This window comes from Serratia sp. szju (assembly GCF_044594185.1).
Taxonomy (GTDB): Bacteria; Pseudomonadota; Gammaproteobacteria; order Enterobacterales; family Enterobacteriaceae; genus Serratia; species Serratia bockelmannii.
Map to the genome: position 1 here is coordinate 2,177,675 of NZ_CP172576.1, position 17,051 is coordinate 2,194,725.

Here is a 17,051-nt window from a genome sequence, read left to right on the forward strand (position 1 = left end):
TGCGGGCGCTCCGTTTACAAATCCAGCACCAGCCGGCTGCCTTTGGCGCGCGAGCAGCAGATCAACAGGGTCTGCTGCGCCGCGCGCTCTTCCTCACTGAGATATTGATCGCGGTGATCGGCTTCCCCTTCGACGATGCGGGTTTCGCAGGTGCCGCAAATGCCTTCGCGGCACAGGCACTCGACCCTGGCCGCCTTGCTGTTTTCCAGCGCCTGCAGGATGGTCATGTCTTGCGCCACTTCAAGCTCAATGCCCGATCGAGCCAGCACCAGCGTAAAGGCGCTGCCCGCTGTGTCTTCGGCGGCGAAGGCTTCGCTGTGTAAACGCGCGGCGTCGATACCCCGTTCGGCGGCGATCCGGTAGACCGCTTCATTTAGCGCCGCCGGGCCGCAGACGTAGATATGGGCGCCGGGTTCCACATAGGCCAGCGTGCGCGCCAGATCCAACCGGCCGCCAAGGCTGGAGACATGGCAACTGACGTTGTCTGCGAACGGCGCTTGCATCAGCTGCTGCTGGAAGGCGTTGTGTTCCTCGCTGTGGAAGCAGTAGTGCAGATGGTAGCGTTGGCCGCTGCGTTGCAGCTCATGCAGATGGGCCATAAACGGCGTGATGCCGATGCCGCCGGCGATCAGCACGTGATGTTGCGCCTCCGGCGCCAGCGCGAACAGGTTATTCGGGGTGCTGATGGTCAGCGTATCGCCGACCGCCAGCCGGTCATGCATGAAGTCGGAACCGCCTTTGGAAGGGGACTCACGGCGCACGGCGATCTGGTAACGGTCGAGCTCGAACGGTGAGCTCAGCAGCGAATAGGCGTTGCTGTAGCGCTGCTCGCCGTCCTGCATTTGCACGATGATGTGGCTGCCGCCGCTGAAGGCGGGCAGCGGGCGGCCTTGCGGATCCGCCAGGGTAAAGCGCTTGACCTGTGCGGTGACGGTTTCGATGTCGACGACGCGAACATCAAGCATCTGATAGCTGGTCATTCATTGGCTCCAAAGCGCGGGCGTCCCCGCGCATGAAAAAGTTATACCGCCTGGCACAGGTATTTGAGCTCCAGATAGTCTTCGATGCCGTATTCGGAGCCTTCACGCCCCAGCCCCGACTGTTTCACCCCGCCGAACGGCGCCACCTCGTTGGAGATAAGCCCGGTATTGATGCCGACCATGCCGTACTCCAGCTGTTCCGAAACGCGCCAGATGCGCGCCGCATCGCGGGTGTAGAAGTAAGCGGCCAAGCCGTAGATGGTGTCGTTGGCCTGACGGATCGCCTCGGCTTCGTCATCGAACACTACCAGCGGCGCGACCGGGCCGAAGATCTCTTCTTCCAGCAGCAGCGAGCCGGGCTGCACGTCGCCCAGCACCGTCGGCGTGAAGAAATTGCCGCCCAGCGCGTGCGGCGTGGCACCGGTCAGCACCTGAGCGCCTTTGCTCAGCGCGTCATCGAGCAGCTCCAGCACCTTGTCGCACGCCTTGCGGTTGATCAGCGGGCCGATCTGCACGCCGGCTTCGAAGCCGTTGCCGACCTGCAGCGCCGCCACGCGGGCGACAAACTTCTTGGCGAACTGCGGGTAAACGCCGCGCTGCACGTAGAACCGGTTGACGCAGACGCAGGTCTGCCCGGCGTTGCGGTATTTGGCGATCAGCGCGCCTTCCACCGCGGCATCGATGTCCGCATCGTCAAACACGATGAACGGCGCGTTGCCGCCCAGCTCCAGCGACACTTTCTTGATGGTGTCCGCGCTCTGGCGCATCAGCAGCCTGCCCACCGGCGTGGAGCCGGTAAAGCTGAGTTTGCGCACCTGCGGGTGGCGAGTCAGCTCGGCGCCGATCGCCTGTGAATTGCCGGTCACCACGTTGAATACCCCGGCGGGAATGCCGGCGCGTTCGGCCAGCTCGGCCATCGCCAGCGCCGAATAAGGGGTTTCGTTGGCGGGTTTGACCACCAGCGTACAGCCGGCCGCCAGCGCCGGCGCGGCCTTGCGGGTGATCATCGCCGCCGGAAAGTTCCAGGGCGTGATCGCCGCGCACACGCCGATGCCCTGTTTCAGCACCATCAGGCGTTTATCGCTGCTCGGCGACGGAATGATGTCGCCGTTGGCGCGCTTGGCCTGTTCGGCGAACCATTCGATAAAGGAGGCGGCGTAGCGGATCTCACCCAGCGATTCCGCCAGCGGTTTGCCTTGCTCCAGCGTCATCAGGTTGGCCAGATCCTGCTGGTGCTCCAGCATCAGTTCGAACCAGCGGCGCAACAGCTGCGCGCGCTGTTGCGCCGGCAGCGCGCGCCAGCCTTCCAGCGCCTGCTGGGCGGCGTCGATCGCCTGTTCGGTTTCGGCCGTCGCCATGTTGGGCACTCTGCCGATTGGCCGGCCGGTGGCGGGATCGCTCACCGGCAGGGTTTCCTGGTTGTCGGCGTCGCGCCATTGGCCGTTGATATATGCCTGTTGGCGGAATAGCGCCCGATCGGAAATTTTCACAAGAACCTCACAAGTCAGGGGAAAGGGGCCCGCGGGCCCCGTCGCATCAAGGTTGATAAACCTGCGCCAGCAGGTTGTGGAAGTGGGCGATGCCGTGTTCGCTGACGCCGCTGCCGGCGCCGTCGGCCATGATGCGCCCCTGGCCGCGATAGCCGCGCGACTTCAGGCCTTTTTGCACGCTTTCCACCAGCCGCAAATCTTCCGGGCGGAACACGTCGCGGTACCAGTCGATCAGTTTGAGCTGTTCGTCGCTCAAATCGGTGTTGGTGAAGTAGATGTCGTAGTGCTGCAGGGTGGTTTCCGCATCGACCGGGAACTCATAGATCACCGTCATCATGCCTTCCAGCGGCGGCATGTTGAACATGGTGCACGGCCACAGCCAGATGCCGTGGAAGCTGGATTCTTTGCCCTCTTCAAACTTGAACGACTGCTCGGAAGGGCGGGCGTAGCCGAACTGCAGCGTCCAGTTGCCGTGCAGGGTGTGCCAGTAGCGATCGACCTGCACCGAGTCGGCGAAGCCGGGGTGTGCCGGGCCGCAGTGGTAGCACTCGAGGTAGTTGTCGACGATGTTCTTCCAGTTGGCCGGAGTGCGGGTGACGAAGCGTGCCGCCAGCTTGAGATCGTCGACCTGCGGGCAGGCCTCGCGCACTTTGGCGCCGAGGCCCGGCAACTGGTCTTCCACCGTGCCGGCCTGCGAGTCCAGATTGACGTAAATAAACCCGGCGTACTCTTCGACCCGCACCGGCATCAGGTGCGAGTTTTCCTTATCAAAGTTCTGCACGTTTTCGCAGTTGCGCGCGTGCGCCAGCTCGCCGTCCAGCTTGAACGCCCAGGCGTGATAAGGGCAAGTGATGACGTTCTTCGCCCGGCCGTCGCCCGCCAGCAGTTGGTGGCCGCGGTGCGGGCAGACGTTGTAAAAGGCGCGCAGCACGTTGTCGCGGCCGCGCACCACCAGAATGTTTTCACCGATGATCTCGCGGGTGATGTAGTCGTTCGGTTGGGCAAGCTCGCTGCGGTGCGCCACACAAATCCAACTGGTGGCGAACACCTGCTCTTTTTCGTGCTCGAACGCCGCCTGGTGGGTATAGAACCGGGCTGGAATGGTGTAAGCCTCGCGGGCGTCGGCGCAGAAATCTTTCGGTAAGGTAAATTCAGGGATCAGAGTGCTCATAAGTTAACCTTCCTCTTTTCTTATTGTCATTTCGCCATAGGGCGCGGTTGATACGACGATGGAGCGGGGAGTTCGGCGGCCGCCGGTGCTTCGGGCAGCGCCGGCGGGCTGCTTTCGATCAGGTGCGCCGGGATGGCCGCGTAGTCCTGCTTTAGCCAGCGGGCAAAGCCGTAGGTTTTCACCAGCAGCACCAGCAGGAACGGCAGCGCGGTCAGGATCACCGTGGTTTTCATGGTGTCCAGCGAGGCGCCGGTAAACAGGATCGACAGCGGGATCAGGGTGATCACCACGCACCAGAACAGGCGCAGCATCGGACTGGGATCTTGCCCCTCCTGCAGGTTGCGGGTGCTGGTGGCGGCCATGGTGTAGGCCACCGCGTCCATGTGCGAGGCCAGGAAAATGATCATGATGAACAGATAGGCGGCCAGGAACAGCTTGCCGAGCGGCAGCGCCGTCAGCAGCATCTGCACGGCGGTTTCGCCACCCTGGGTGCTGAGGATCTCCGGCACGTTGAGCTGCCCGCTGATGAACTGGTGCATGGCGTAGCTTTCCAGCGAGCCGAAGAAGAACCAGCAACCGAGGGTGCTGCCGAGCAACAAGGCCCAGATCACCTCTTTAATCTTGCGGCCGCGCGAGACGCGGGTGACGAACATCGCCACGCCCGGGGTATAGGAGATCCACCACAGCCAGTAGAACACCGTCCAGCTGCGGCTGAAGCTGCCGTCGCCCATCGGATCGGTGAACAGGCTCATCTGCAGGAAGTTTTGCGCCGTCAGGCCGATGGCGTTGATGGTGTTGTTGATGGTGAACTCGGTCGGGCCGACCAGCAGCACCAGCCCGGCGAAGGCGAAGGCACCCCAGCCGACCATTTTGCTCAGGCGCTGCATGCCGCCGTCGATGCCGATGTAAGAGCTGAGACAGAAGATCACCGCGGCCAGCAGGATCACCGTCGCCTGCACCACGAAATTGTCCGGGATGCCGGTCAGTGCCGTCAGCCCACGGGTAAAGGTAGAGGCCGTCAGCACCAGTGAAATTGTGAGGGCGCCGACGGTGGCGACCAGGAAGATCAGATCCACCAACCGCCCGATCGGGCCGTTGGCGCGCACACCGGTGATGGCGGAAATGATCCCCGATAGGCTGAGCCCTTTGTTCTTACGCACGTGGAAGTGGTAGGCCATGATCAGCGAGGCGAGGGCATAGGTCGCCCAGGCGCTCAGGCCCCAGTGGAAGAAGGAGTAGCTGATGCTGTATTCCAGCGCCTTCGGGGTGCGCGGCGCGATGTTCAGCCCCGGCGTCTGGTAATAATACGCCCATTCCATCACCCCCCAGTACAGGGTGGACGAGCCCAGGCCAGCGCAGATGAACATGAACAGCCAGGCTAACGTGGAGTACTGCGGTTTGCCTTCGCCGAGGCGGATGTTGCCGTATTTGCTCAACGCCAGATACAGCACCACCAGCAGGGCGATCAGCACCAGGATTTGAATGGTTGAGCCGAACAGCCGGGTGACGCCGTTGAAAATGGTGTTGGCGATAAGCGCGGATTGAGCTGGAAAGAGCATCAGGCAAATGGCGATCAGCGCAATACTGCACAGGCTGATGGCGATGAGCGTGACATCCTTTTTAGGGGTGCTCTGCATGGGAGTGAACTCCTGTTATCGGTGGTGGGCCGGTGCGCGAAGCGTAGGGTGCGCCCGGGCCTTATTGGTTTGAACCCTTTGTTTTGTTACACCGCGAGGAGCAACCGCCCCGGCAGAACGCCACCGGAAATGTTTACTCTTCATTAACATTTTTGAGTGTGCACAAATTACGGGAGGGCCACAATTGGGGCATCTGTAAAAGGATAAAACACAGTATGTAAACAATTTGTTGTGATCTTGGCCGGGGTATTGGCGTGCTTTCTGCGGTGGTTTTCAACGGATTTGCGGCGGCGATCGAAGCGGAAAAGCGGACATGGCAAAGCAGGGCGCGAAAACGCGCCCTGCGCAGGAAAATCAGCGGTGTTTAGCGTTGCAGCAGGGCGGCGATCGCCTGGCCGACTTGCTGAGTGGAGGCATCGCCGCGCATATCCGGCGTGCGCGGCCCGTCGGCGATGATGCGCTCGATCGCCTGCAGGATGCCGTCGTGTGCCTGGCGGTAACGGGCATCGCCGTCGCCGAGGAAGTCCAGCATCATCGCGCCGCTCCAGATCATGGCGATCGGGTTGGCGATGTTTTTGCCGAAAATGTCCGGCGCCGAGCCGTGCACCGGCTCGAACAGCGACGGGAAGTTGCGCTCCGGGTTCAGGTTGGCCGACGGCGCAATGCCGATAGTGCCGGTGCAGGCCGGGCCGAGATCAGACAAAATATCGCCGAACAGGTTGGAGGCCACCACCACGTCGAAGCGTTCGGGGGTCAGCACGAAGCGCGCGCATAGAATATCTATGTGCTGCTTGTCCCAGGCGATGTCCGGATACCGGCGCGCCATCTCCGCCACGCGCTCATCCCAGTACGGCATGCTGATGGCCATGCCGTTGGACTTGGTGGCTGCGGTCAGGCGCTTGCGCGGGCGCTGTTGCGCCAGCTCAAAGGCGTACTTGAGGATGCGGTCCACGCCCTGACGGGTGAAGACCGATTCCTGGATCACCATCTCGCGTTCAGTGCCTTCGAACATCCGTCCGCCGAGCGAGGAGTATTCCCCTTCGGTATTTTCGCGCACCACGTAGAAATCGATATCGCCCGGCTGTTTGTTCGCGAGCGGGCAGGGCACGCCGGGAAACAGCCGTACTGGGCGCAGGTTGACGTACTGCTCGAAGTCGCGGCGGAATTTCAACAGCGACCCCCACAGCGAAATGTGATCGGGCACCGTATCCGGCCAGCCGACGGCGCCGAAGTAGATGGCATCGAAGCCCTTGAGCTGCTCAAACCAATCGTCCGGCATCATCTGGCCGTGGTGCTGGTAGTAGTCGCAGCTGGCCCACTCGAAAGTGTCGAATTCCAGCGACAGATCCCAGCGTGCCGCCGCCGCTTGCAACACTCGTATGCCTTCCGGCAACACTTCCCGCCCGATACCGTCCCCGGGGATGGCGGCAATTTTATAGGTTTTGCTCATACAGAGGTCTCATTTGTAGGTAGGGGAGATTGACAACACTCTTATCCTATAATTGACTAACTGTTAATCAACCCTGAAAACGGTGAAACATAAAACACGAATCATGAACAATATGCCGATCCTGAGTGACCTGCGGGTGTTCGTGCTGGTGGCGCGCCGCGCCGGGTTTGCCGCCGCCGCCGAAGAGCTGGGCGTGTCGCCGGCCTTTATCAGCAAACGCATTGCGTTGCTGGAAAAAGCGCTGGACGTGTCGTTGCTGCACCGCACCACGCGGCGAGTGGCGATCACCGAAGACGGCGAACGCATCTACGAATGGGCGCAGCGCATTCTCAACGACGTCGATCAGATGATGGACGAGCTGTCCGAGGTGCGTCAGGCGCCGCAGGGCATGCTGCGCGTGGTCAGCAGCTTCGGCTTCGGCCGGCGTTTCGTGGCGCCGGCGCTGTCGGCGCTGGCGCGGCAGTACCCGCAGCTGGAGCTGCGGCTCGACGTGTCCGATAGGCTGGTGGATCTGGTCAGCGAAGGGTTCGATCTGGATATCCGCATCGGCGACGATATCGCCCCCAATTTGATTGCGCGCAAGCTGGCGGACAATCAGCGCATCTTGTGCGCTTCGCCGGCGTACCTGCAGCGCCACGGCGTGCCGAAAAACCCGGCGGAGCTGGCGGGCCGCACCTGTTTGGTGATCAAGGAACGCGATCACCCGTTCGGGCTGTGGCGGCTGCAGGGGCCGGGCGGCGAAGAGACGGTGAAGGTGACGGGGGCGCTGGCGTCGAACCACGGCGAGATCGTGCACCAGTGGTGCCTGGACGGGCAGGGCGTTGCGCTGCGTTCCGCCTGGGACGTAAAAGAGAACATCGACAGCGGCAGATTGGTGCACATCCTGCCGGAGTATTATCAGCCGGCCAACATCTGGGCGGTGTACGTTTCCCGGCTGGCAACGTCGGCGAAAGTGCGGGTGACGGTCGAATTTTTGCGCGACTATTTTCGTGAGCACTACGGCGAAACGGGGCCGGCGAGCGAAAATTCGTCGCGGTCTTGAGGCCAAAAATGTGCGCCAGATCATCTTATGCTCGTAAAACTCCCGTCCGTTACCTGAGGAACTGTCGCACCTGTTCCTTTTGCCAAAACTTTGGTTTATGCTCAGCTGAAGCGTTTCAGTTGAAGCACTCTTCAACAGAAATGCCGATGTGACGGCGGTGAAAAACCGCTGAAGCGCGGGAATAATGCAAACTCGGCGATTCACAGCGGGCGGTACGATCCACTACTCTATGCGGGTTAGTGAGACAACCAGTCAGCGCCGGGCGGCGCCGGTGAGTCACCCGGCGTGGACGGCCCTTTTTCAGGAGCAGCATGACCATCCGCATAGCGATAAACGGCTTTGGCCGCATCGGCCGCAGCGTATTGCGCGCACTGTACGAATCGGGACGACGGGCGGAAATCTCCGTGGTGGCGATCAACGAGCTGGCGAACGCCGAAGGCATGGCCCATCTGCTGAAGTACGATTCCAGCCACGGCCGCTTTGCGTGGGATGTGCGGCAAGAGTGCGACACGCTGAGCGTCGGAGACGACGCGATTCGCCTGTTGCATCAGCCGGCGGTGGAGCAGTTGCCCTGGGGCGAGCTGGGCGTCGACGTGGTGCTGGACTGCAGCGGCGTGTACGGCAGCCGGGCGGATGGCGAAGCCCATCTGGCGGCGGGGGCGAAGAAAGTGCTGTTCGCCCATCCGGGCGGCAACGATCTGGACGCCACCATCGTGTTTGGCGTCAACCATCAGACGCTGCTAGCGGAACACCGCATCGTGTCCAACGCCTCGTGCACCACCAACTGCATTATTCCGGTGATCAAGCTGCTGGACGACGCCTACAGCATCGAGTCCGGCACCGTGACCACCATTCACTCGGCGATGAACGATCAGCCGGTGATCGACGCGTATCACGCGGATTTGCGGCGCACCCGCGCGGCGAGCCAGTCGATCATTCCGGTCGATACCAAGCTGGCCGCGGGCATCACCCGCATCTTCCCGCAGTTTTGCGATCGCTTCGAGGCTATCTCGGTGCGCGTGCCGACCATCAACGTGACGGCTATCGATCTTAGCGTCAGCGTGAGCGCCGCGGTGAAGGTGGCGGAGGTCAACCAGCTGTTGCAAAAGGCCGCACGGGAATCATTTCGTGGTATAGTTGACTACACGGAATTACCATTGGTCTCGATTGATTTTAACCATGACCCGCACAGCGCTATCGTCGACGGTACGCAGACCCGGGTCAGCGGGCAGCACCTGATAAAGACCTTGGTCTGGTGCGACAATGAATGGGGCTTTGCCAATCGGATGTTGGATACAACACGGGCAATGGCCGCCAGCGGTTTCTAGTACGGCGGCGCCGGCGTGATGGGCGCGCTGCTCAGGCAATTTTATAGAGATTCAATAAAGAGGGTTCACCATGTCTGTAATTAAGATGACCGATCTGGATCTGGCGGGTAAACGCGTACTGATCCGCTCCGATCTGAACGTGCCGGTAAAAGACGGTAAAGTGACTTCCGACGCGCGTATCCGCGCTTCCCTGCCGACTATCGAAGCTGCGCTGAAGCAAGGCGCCCGCGTGATGGTAACCTCCCACCTGGGTCGTCCTACCGAAGGCGAGTACAACGAAGAATTCTCCCTGCTGCCTGTGGTCAACTACCTGAAAGATCATCTGAAATCCCCAGTGCGTCTGGCGAAGGATTATCTGGATGGCGTCGACGTCGCCGAAGGCGAACTGGTGGTGCTGGAAAACGTTCGCTTCAACAAGGGCGAGAAGAAAGACGACGAAACCCTGTCCAAGAAATACGCGGCGCTGTGCGACGTGTACGTGATGGACGCGTTCGGCACCGCGCACCGCGCGCAGGCTTCCACCCACGGCGTGGGCAAGTTCGCGCCTGTCGCCTGTGCCGGCCCGCTGCTGTCCGCCGAGCTGGAAGCGCTGGGCAAGGCCCTGGGCAACCCGGCCCGTCCGATGGTCGCCATCGTGGGCGGCTCTAAAGTCTCCACCAAACTGACCGTGCTGGATTCCCTGTCCAAAATCGCCGATCAGCTGATCGTCGGCGGCGGCATCGCCAACACCTTCGTGGCGGCGCAGGGCAACAACGTGGGCCAGTCCCTGTACGAACCGGATCTGATCCCGAACGCGCAGAAACTGCTGGAAACCTGCGACATCCCGGTTCCGACCGACGTGCGCGTGGCGACCGAGTTCTCTGAAACCGCGACCGCGACCGTGAAGCAGGCCAACGAGATCCAGGACAACGAGCAAATTCTGGATATGGGCGACGTCTCTGCCGAGCGTCTGGCCGTTATCCTGAAGAACGCCAAGACCATTCTGTGGAATGGCCCGGTTGGCGTATTCGAGTTCCCTAACTTCCGTAAGGGCACCGAAATTGTCGCCCGCGCGATCGCCGATAGCGACGCTTTCTCTATCGCTGGCGGCGGCGACACTCTGGCAGCCATCGATCTGTTCGGTATCGCTGACAAAATTTCCTACATCTCCACCGGCGGTGGCGCATTCCTGGAATTCGTTGAAGGGAAACCGCTGCCTGCAGTCGTGATGCTGGAAGAGCGCGCTAAGCAGTAATTCAGACAACGGGAGGCGAAAGCCGCCCGTTTGTTTTATACCGCGCGGCTCACGCTGCGCGGCGTGAAAACATCGATTTACATCCATCTACGGCCGACGAAACAGGACAAAGTAACATGTCTAAAATTTTTGATTTCGTAAAACCGGGTGTCATCACGGGTGATGACGTTCAGAAAGTCTTCGCAGTTGCTAAAGAGAACAACTTTGCGCTGCCAGCGGTAAACTGCGTGGGTACCGACTCCATCAACGCAGTGCTGGAAGCCGCGGCTAAAGTGCGCGCGCCGGTTATCGTTCAGTTCTCCAACGGCGGCGCCGCGTTCATCGCCGGCAAAGGCGTGAAGACCGATGTGCCTCAGGGTGCAGCGATTCTGGGCGCTATCTCTGGCGCACACCACGTTCACCAGATGGCTGAACACTACGGCGTGCCGGTGATCCTGCACACCGACCACTGCGCGAAGAAACTGCTGCCATGGCTGGACGGCCTGCTGGACGCCGGCGAGAAGCACTTCGCCGCTACCGGCAAACCGCTGTTCTCTTCCCACATGATCGATCTGTCTGAAGAATCTCTGGAAGAAAACATCGAGATCTGCAGCGCCTACCTGAAGCGCATGGCCAAAATCGGCATGACGCTGGAAATCGAACTGGGCTGCACCGGCGGTGAAGAAGATGGCGTGGACAACAGCCATATGGATGCTTCCGCACTGTACACCCAGCCGGAAGACGTGGCTTACGCGTACGAAAAACTGAACGCCATCAGCCCGCGCTTCACCATCGCAGCCTCCTTCGGTAACGTGCACGGCGTGTACAAGCCAGGCAACGTCAAGCTGACTCCGACCATCCTGCGTGATTCTCAGGACTACGTGTCCAAGAAATTCAACCTGCCGCACAACAGCCTGAACTTCGTGTTCCACGGCGGTTCCGGTTCTACCGACGCAGAGATCAAAGAGTCTGTGGGTTACGGCGTGATCAAAATGAACATCGACACCGACACCCAATGGGCGACCTGGGATGGCATCCTGCAGTACTACAAAGCGAACGAAGCTTACCTGCAGGGCCAACTGGGCAACCCGAAAGGCGCCGATCAGCCGAACAAGAAATACTACGATCCACGCGTATGGCTGCGCGCAGCGCAGACCAGCATGGTGACGCGTCTGGAGCAGGCTTTCAAAGATCTGAACGCGGTAGACGTTCTGTAATCTTCGGCACCTGTTGCACGTGCATAAGGCTCCCTGCGGGGAGCCTTTTTCGTTTTCAGCCCAGCAGGCCGGCACCGACGTTGATCGACAGGCCCAGGATCAGCATGTTGAACACGAACGAAATAACCGACTGCACGAGCGCGATTTTACGCACCTCCGCGGCGCCGACCGCCACGTCGGCCGTTTGCGACGCGACCGCGATGGTGAAGGAGAAGTAGGCGAAGTCCAGATAGGTCGGCTCGGTGAGATTGCCGGGAAACAGCAGCGGCAAAGGATCCTGCTGTGCGCCCTGACGGTAAAACTGATGGGCATAGTGCATGGTGAAGGCGGTCGGCAGCAGCAGCCAGGAGACTGCCAGCGTTGCGCCGGTTAACGCCAGATGTAGCGTTTTCAGCGAGTCGCTGGCCTGTTTGGCGCTGCTCAATTCGAACAGGATCGCCAGAATGCTCACCAGACAACCGAAACTGACCAGCGCCAACACCGTGCTGGCGCTTTCATCCTGTCGCCGAGCGATCTGGCGAATGTGCTGCGGTGTGCTGACCAGCATCAGCCGCCAGAGAAACAGCAGATAGAGCCAGGCCAGCGTATTCCAGCCGATCATTAGGCGCTGCAGCAACGAGAGCTGGGCGGGCAGCAGCAGAAAGCACAGCAGCCCGGCGCCGACGGAAAACAGCAGCCTGGGCCGCACTTGCCAATAGTGTTTGAGCGAAGAGCGAATGTGCATGAAGAACGGATCCCTAGTCGTGAAATAGCCAACGCGCTGTTTTCAGCATAGAAGACGCGGCGGGCGGTTTCGGCTATTTTTAACGCTGACGGTTGGCATGAGCCTTTAATGTTGGTTACCCTTAGGCGGTGGTTTCCTACTGGCTGCCGAGGCCAGTGTATTTTTGCGAGTTTCTCCCGTTAGGGACTGAGTTAGGACGACACGAATGAAAGATTTGAATGTAGTAGACGGCATCAACGGTGCCGGCAACTGGTTGGTGAAGAACCAGGATCTGTTGATCCAGTACGCGGTGAATATCGTCGCCGCCATCGTTATCCTGATCATCGGTTCGATCGTGGCCCGCGTGGTCGGCAATGCGCTGAACCGCGTGATGAAGCTGCGCGGCATCGACGCCACGGTGGCAGACTTCCTGTCGGCGATCGTGCGCTACGGCGTGCTGGCGTTCACCTTCATCGCGGTGCTGGGGCGTGTCGGCGTGCAGACCACCTCGGTGATCGCCGTGCTGGGTGCCGCCGGTTTGGCCGTCGGCCTGGCGCTGCAAGGCTCGCTGTCTAACTTCGCCGCCGGCGTGCTGCTGGTGATCTTCCGCCCGCTGCGCGTGGGTGAATATGTCGATCTGGGCGGCGTGGCCGGTACCGTCGATCAGGTGCAGATTTTCTCCACCACCCTGCGCACCGCAGACAACAAAACCATCGTGGTGCCGAACGGTAAAATCATCGCCGGCAACATCATCAACTACTCCCGCGAGCCGAATCGCCGTGTGGATATCGTGGTAGGCGTGGCCTACAACGCCGATATCGACGTGGTGAAGAAGGTGCTGGGCGATGTGATCGCCGCCGACAAGCGCATCATGCACGCTAAAGGCGTGACCGTGCGTCTGAACGAGATGGCGCCATCTTCCCTGAACTTTGTGACCCGTTCCTGGACCACCAATGCGGAATACTGGAACGTGTACTTCGATCTGATGGAAAACTTCAAGCGCGCGCTGGATGCCCACAACATCGGCATTCCGTTCCCGCAAATGGACGTGCACCTGTATCGCACCGAAGACGCTTCCGCCAAGGCGGAATAACACAGAAGGGGGCCTTGGTCCCCTTTTTTTACTGCAGGCCGAGACGCTACCGATGGCGTCTCGGCCTTTTCTTTTAGGGCGGTCAGATGTCCGCTGCCGGCTCCGTGAGCGGCACGCGGCGGCGCAGGCTGAGGCGATAAAGCAGGAAGATGGCGGCGGCGCCCAACAGCGCCGGCAGCGCCAGCCAGAGGAAGAACACCTCCGTCGAGCCGGCGGCGGTCATCATCCAGGCGCCGAGCATCGAGCCGACGATCGAACCAAAGCGGCCATTGGCCATGGCCCAACTGACGCCGGTCACGCGGGCTGCGGTCGGGTAAAGGGTGGCGGAAACCAGGTTCAGGCCGTTCTGCGCGCCGGCCACGCCGAAGCCGATAAGGAACACGACGGCGGCCAGCGTGTAGACGTCGCCCATCAGATACCCGGTGGCGCCAATCACCAGCGCGGCACCCAGGTAGGAGACGGCCAGCACGCGGTAGGGCCCGGCCCGATCCATCAGCAGCGCCATCAGAATGGCGCCCAGGGTGCCGCCGAGCGGCACCATCGCGCCGATGCGCGAGGCGTGGGCGATATCGAAACCGGCGTCTTTGAGTATCGTCGGCAACCAGCTGGTGAGCAGGTAGAACACGAACAGCGAACAGAAGAACGCCGCCCACAGCAGCAGGGTGCGCACGGCGCGCCCTTCGATAAACAGATGCGAGATCGGTGATTTGATCTGCGCCGGACGCTCGTCATCGACAATCGTCACACCGGCCCAACGCTGGCCGGTGATACGCTCGACCACCCGGCGCAGCCGATCGGCATGTTTGGCGCTGGCGGCCATAAAGCGTACTGATTCGGGCATCTGCCAGGCCAACAGCGGCAGCAGCGCCAACGGCGCGATGCCACCGACCAGCAGCAGGCCGCGCCAGCCGAACGCCGGGATGATCTGCCCGGCCAGCAGGCCGCCCAGGGCTAACCCAGCGGTAAAGCCGCTCCAGCTCAAGGTGACCATCAGCATGCGGCGGCGCGCCGGTGAGTACTCCGAGCTGAGGGTGATGCAAGTTGGTATTGCGCCCCCGAGGCCAATGCCGGTGATGAAGCGCAGCAGGGTCAGGGATTCGATCGAATGCGTATAGGCCGAAGCCAGGGTGCAGCCGCCAAACACCAGCACCGCGACGAGCAGCACGCGTTTGCGGCCGAAGGCGTCGGCGATCGGCCCGAACAGCAGGCTGCCGATCAGCAGGCCGAACAGCCCCGCACCGAAGGCGGGAGAGAGCTGAGCGGGCAGCAGATCCCACTCTTCGCGCAGCGCCGGGGCGATATAGCCGATGATGGCGGTATCGAAACCGTCCAGCAGGGCAATGAGGAAACACAGGGTGAGGATCAGGATTTGGTAGGGGGAGATCCTGGCGCGATCGATGATTTCGCTGATGCGAGCGGTATTTGGGCTCATGGTTATTCCACTGTTATTCGGCTGGTGTGGGCTGGCTGAGGGCTGTTCAGGCCAGGCCTGAACCAAAACCGCTGTGGCTGGCATCGCGTAGAAATCCGAGTATACACCAGAGCGGGGACGTTGCGGGGAGGGGGAATTGATGATAATCGCCCGCCACAGGAGGTGTCTGTGGCGGGCGCTGGCAAGGTTATTTGGCTAACAGCTCTCGGCGCACGATCTCGGCACCTGCGCTTAACGCATTCAGCTTGCCGCGGGCGACCTGACGGGGCAGGGGGGCCATGCCGCAGTTGGTCGACGGATAGAGCTTGTCGGCATCGACAAACTGCAGCGCTTTGCGCAGCGTAGCGGCCACTTCTTCTGGCGTCTCAATGGCATGATTCGCTACGTCGATGGCGCCGACCATCACCTTTTTGCCGCGGATCAGTTCAAGCAGGTCCATCGGCACGTGCGAGTTATGGCACTCCAGGGAGATGATATCGATGTTGGACGTTTGCAGTTTCGGAAACGCCTCTTCATATTGCCGCCATTCCGAGCCCAGCGTCTTTTTCCAGTCGGTATTGGCTTTAATCCCATATCCATAGCAGATATGTACGGCGGTTTCACACTTAAGCCCTTCAATGGCTCTTTCCAGGGCGGCAATGCCCCAGTCATTCACCTCGTCAAAGAACACGTTAAATGCGGGCTCATCAAACTGAATAATGTCGACGCCGGCGGCCTCGAGCTCTTTAGCTTCCTGATTGAGGATCTTGGCGAACTCCCAGGCCAATTTCTCGCGGCTTTTATAGTGGTTGTCATAAAGCGTGTCGATCATGGTCATCGGCCCCGGCAGGGCCCATTTAATCGGCTGCTTGGTCAGCTGGCGTAAAAATTTGGCGTCTTCAACGAAAACGGGTTTTTGGCGCGAGACCGCCCCCACAACGGTTGGCACGCTCGCCTCGTAGCGATTGCGGATTTTAACCACTTCGCGTTTCTCGAAATCGACGCCGCTGAGGTGTTCGATAAACGTCGTGACGAAGTGCTGGCGCGTTTGCTCGCCATCGCTGACGATATCGATGCCGGCCTGTTGTTGCTCTGCCAGCGACAAACGCAAGGCGTCCTGTTTCCCTTCGATTAATTCTTCATTCTGCAATTTCCAAGGCGACCACAGGGTTTCCGGTTGGGCCAGCCAGACAGGTTTGGGCAAGCTGCCGGCGGTCGACGTAGGGAGCAATATTTTCATAATAGATGACCTGTATTTGAGTGAATCAAAGCGCGTAGTGAGCAGACCATTGCTCAAGAAGAGGTTTGTAGGGTTTGATAAATTGCTCTTCCGTAAATTTCCCCTGCTCAATCGCTAACTGGCTACGCTCTTCGCGATCGTAAACAATCTTGGTTAATGAATGATCCTGGTTATTCAGGCTTGGCTGATAGCATTGCCCCGCCGCCGAGTTGGCATTGTAAATTTCAGGCCGATAAATTTTCTGGAAGGTCTCCATCGTGCTGATGGTGCCGATCAGTTCCAGATCGGTGTAATCGCTCAGCAAATCCCCGGGGAAATAAAACGCCAGGGGCGCGACGCTATTTTTCGGCATGAAGTAGCGCACCTGCAGGCCCATTTTTTTAAAATACCGGTCGGTCAGCGAAGCGCCGTCTTGCCGATACTCGTCGCCCAACACCGGGTGTTGATTGCCCGTCCGATGGTAGGTGTCTTTGCTGGACACGCTGAGGCAGATCACCGGCGGTTTGCTGAAATTTTCATGGTATTCGTTTGAATTGACGAAGTGCTTAAAGATATTGCCGTGCAAATCGCCGAAATCATCCGGAATGGTAAATTCCGCCGTGTTTTTATTGTGCGCCGGCAGCAAGACGCTAAAGTCGTAGTCGCGCACGTAAGAGGAGAAATTGTTCCCAACGATGCCCTCGATACGCTTTTGCGTTTTTTTATCAATGATGTTGGTTTTCAGGATTTCGATCACCGGGAAGCTGGCACCCCGATCTTCAACGCGCATCTCAACCGAGATGATTTCAAGCTCGACCGAATAGCGATCGGCCTTGGGGTTATCCCAATGCGCCAACGTATTGAAGCGGTTGTTAATCATCACCAGCGTATTGCGCAGGTTCTCCCGGCGGTTTTCCCCTCTGGCCAAATTGGCGAAGTTGGTGGTGATACGCGTACTTTCAGAAGGGTTATAATCTTCATCGAAAGAACTGCTCTTAATCGTAAAGGTAAAGTCTCTATTCATCGTCTTATAGCATCCTGTTATATGGTATGATGGCTGGATTTATCCATTTTTTTCAATGGGTTGTTTTTCTCTT

General features: G+C 60.0%; 14 protein-coding genes. 5 read left to right on the forward strand and 9 right to left on the reverse strand.

The window, feature by feature from the left end:
* Positions 1-14: 14 nt before the first annotated feature.
* The 5 genes from RE418_RS10210 to RE418_RS10230 form a co-directional block, all read right to left on the reverse strand.
* Entirely contained in the window at positions 15-980 is a 966-nt protein-coding gene (locus RE418_RS10210) for a PDR/VanB family oxidoreductase (RefSeq protein WP_089181263.1), read from the reverse strand.
* Between the two features lie 41 nt (positions 981-1,021).
* Positions 1,022-2,470 (reverse strand): NAD-dependent succinate-semialdehyde dehydrogenase, encoded by a 1,449-nt coding sequence (locus RE418_RS10215; protein ID WP_049296205.1) that lies wholly within the window; start codon positions 2,468-2,470, stop codon positions 1,022-1,024.
* Between the two features lie 46 nt (positions 2,471-2,516).
* Positions 2,517-3,641: an aromatic ring-hydroxylating dioxygenase subunit alpha gene (locus RE418_RS10220; protein WP_025304183.1), complete on the reverse strand. Its 1,125-nt coding sequence runs from the start codon at positions 3,639-3,641 to the stop codon at positions 2,517-2,519.
* A 26-nt stretch (positions 3,642-3,667) separates the two neighbouring features.
* Entirely contained in the window at positions 3,668-5,278 is a 1,611-nt protein-coding gene (locus RE418_RS10225; RefSeq protein ID WP_025304182.1) for a BCCT family transporter, read from the reverse strand.
* A gap of 364 nt (positions 5,279-5,642) precedes the next feature.
* Positions 5,643-6,728 (reverse strand): tartrate dehydrogenase, encoded by a 1,086-nt coding sequence (locus RE418_RS10230; RefSeq protein ID WP_049296204.1) that lies wholly within the window; start codon positions 6,726-6,728, stop codon positions 5,643-5,645.
* An 82-nt stretch (positions 6,729-6,810) separates the two neighbouring features.
* Between RE418_RS10230 and RE418_RS10235 the strand changes: the two genes are divergently transcribed.
* The 4 genes from RE418_RS10235 to fbaA all read left to right on the forward strand — a co-directional run bounded on the left by RE418_RS10235 (position 6,811) and on the right by fbaA (position 11,528).
* Positions 6,811-7,770: a LysR substrate-binding domain-containing protein gene (locus RE418_RS10235; protein ID WP_269149643.1), complete on the forward strand. Its 960-nt coding sequence runs from the start codon at positions 6,811-6,813 to the stop codon at positions 7,768-7,770.
* Positions 7,771-8,081: 311 nt separating this feature from the next.
* Complete coding sequence (gene epd / locus RE418_RS10240) at positions 8,082-9,098, forward strand: erythrose-4-phosphate dehydrogenase (protein ID WP_004931582.1); 1,017 nt, start codon at positions 8,082-8,084, stop codon at positions 9,096-9,098.
* A 70-nt stretch (positions 9,099-9,168) separates the two neighbouring features.
* A complete protein-coding gene (gene pgk, locus RE418_RS10245; RefSeq protein WP_025160206.1) occupies positions 9,169-10,332 on the forward strand; it encodes a phosphoglycerate kinase in 1,164 nt (387 codons plus the stop codon).
* A 116-nt stretch (positions 10,333-10,448) separates the two neighbouring features.
* Positions 10,449-11,528, forward strand: a complete 1,080-nt coding sequence (gene fbaA / locus RE418_RS10250) for a class II fructose-bisphosphate aldolase (protein WP_025304179.1) — start codon at positions 10,449-10,451, stop codon at positions 11,526-11,528.
* A gap of 55 nt (positions 11,529-11,583) precedes the next feature.
* Here fbaA and RE418_RS10255 read toward each other — a convergent pair whose 3' ends face one another.
* The gene (locus tag RE418_RS10255; RefSeq protein WP_025304178.1) at positions 11,584-12,252 is read right to left on the reverse strand and encodes a DUF1345 domain-containing protein; all 669 of its coding nucleotides are present in this window, start codon (positions 12,250-12,252) and stop codon (positions 11,584-11,586) included.
* A gap of 205 nt (positions 12,253-12,457) precedes the next feature.
* On the opposite strand from RE418_RS10255, the gene mscS reads away from it, so the two are divergent.
* Positions 12,458-13,324 carry a small-conductance mechanosensitive channel MscS gene (mscS, locus tag RE418_RS10260; protein WP_025304177.1) on the forward strand — a complete coding sequence of 289 codons (867 nt, stop codon included), beginning with the start codon at positions 12,458-12,460 and terminating at the stop codon, positions 13,322-13,324.
* 82 nt (positions 13,325-13,406) lie between these two features.
* Here the strand turns inward: mscS and RE418_RS10265 are convergent, their stop codons facing one another.
* The 3 genes from RE418_RS10265 to RE418_RS10275 all read right to left on the reverse strand — a co-directional run bounded on the left by RE418_RS10265 (position 13,407) and on the right by RE418_RS10275 (position 16,978).
* Positions 13,407-14,756, reverse strand: a complete 1,350-nt coding sequence (locus RE418_RS10265) for an MFS transporter (RefSeq protein WP_089181261.1) — start codon at positions 14,754-14,756, stop codon at positions 13,407-13,409.
* A gap of 187 nt (positions 14,757-14,943) precedes the next feature.
* Positions 14,944-15,975: a methionine synthase gene (locus tag RE418_RS10270; protein ID WP_049206152.1), complete on the reverse strand. Its 1,032-nt coding sequence runs from the start codon at positions 15,973-15,975 to the stop codon at positions 14,944-14,946.
* 25 nt (positions 15,976-16,000) lie between these two features.
* The gene (locus tag RE418_RS10275; protein ID WP_089181260.1) at positions 16,001-16,978 is read right to left on the reverse strand and encodes a DUF1852 domain-containing protein; all 978 of its coding nucleotides are present in this window, start codon (positions 16,976-16,978) and stop codon (positions 16,001-16,003) included.
* Between the last annotated feature and the right edge of the window lie 73 nt (positions 16,979-17,051).